The organism is Nocardia farcinica, assembly GCF_029867845.1.
GTDB classification, from domain to species: domain Bacteria; phylum Actinomycetota; class Actinomycetes; order Mycobacteriales; family Mycobacteriaceae; genus Nocardia; species Nocardia farcinica_A.
The window spans coordinates 1-1,144 of record NZ_JARWRU010000586.1 but is presented as its reverse complement, the minus strand read 5'-3'; the positions used below and the strand labels follow the sequence as shown (position 1 = coordinate 1,144).

Here is a 1,144-nt window from a genome sequence, read left to right as displayed (position 1 = left end):
GGGCGGGGCGCAGGCCTGGGTGACGGCGGCGCTCGGCGCGCCGGTCCTGACGGCGGCGGCCGGGTCGATGATGCTCGCGCGCGCTCGCTCGTGTCCGACCGGACGAACGACGGTGCCGCACGGCCCGGCCATGTGCGTGGCGACGCTGTTCGCACTGGCCGTGACCACCTGATCCGCGGTCGCGAGCGACCGGCGAGCACCCGCCGCGACTGTGGACCGAACCGGCGGGCGGTGCGGCGATGATCACCACGGACCGGATACCAACGCCCGCGCGCGGGCATGAAAGGATGGACGCTGTGCTGCGCTGGATAACTGCCGGAGAATCCCACGGTCCCGCTCTCGTCGCCATTCTGGAGGGCATGGTGGCCGGCGTCGAGGTGACCACCGAGGACATCTCCGCTCAGCTCGCGCGCCGCAGGCTCGGCTACGGGCGCGGCGCCCGGATGAAGTTCGAGGCCGACAAGGTCACCGTGATCGGCGGGGTCCGCCACGGTCGCACCATGGGCGGCCCGGTCGCCATCGAGGTCGCCAATTCCGAGTGGCCCAAGTGGACGACCGTCATGTCCGCCGACCCGGTCGACGAAGCCGAGCTGGCCGACCTGGCGCGCAATGCCCCGCTGACCCGGCCGCGCCCCGGCCACGCCGACTACTCCGGCATGCTCAAGTACGGCTTCGACGACGCGAGGAACGTGCTGGAGCGGGCCAGTGCCCGCGAGACCGCCGCGCGCGTCGCGGCGGGCACGGTGGCACGCAACTTCCTGCGCCAGGCGCTCGGTGTCGAGGTCGTCTCGCACGTGGTCTCCATCGGCGCCGCCGCCAACACCACCGGCGTGACCCCGACCGCGGCCGATCTGGCGGCCGTCGACGCGAGCCCGGTGCGCGCCTTCGACGCCGACGCCGAGGCGGCGATGATCGCCGAGATCGAGGCGGCCAAGAAAGACGGCGACACTCTCGGCGGCGTGGTCGAGGTGATCGTGGAGGGCCTTCCGGTCGGCATCGGCTCGTTCACCAGCGGCGAGAACCGGCTCGACTCCCGGCTGGCGGCCGCGCTCATGGGCATCCAGGCCATCAAGGGCGTCGAGGTCGGGGACGGATTCGAGACCGCGCGCAGGCGGGGCAGCCAGGCCCACGACGAGATGCGTCC

1 protein-coding gene is annotated in these 1,144 nt (G+C 72.9%); it reads left to right on the top strand.

The annotated features are described in order from the left end of the window. Nucleotides 1-296: 296 nt before the first annotated feature. Nucleotides 297-1,144, top strand: an 848-nt coding sequence (aroC, locus tag QH283_RS12770) for a chorismate synthase (protein ID WP_432420720.1), incomplete at its 3' end; no start/stop codon positions are given.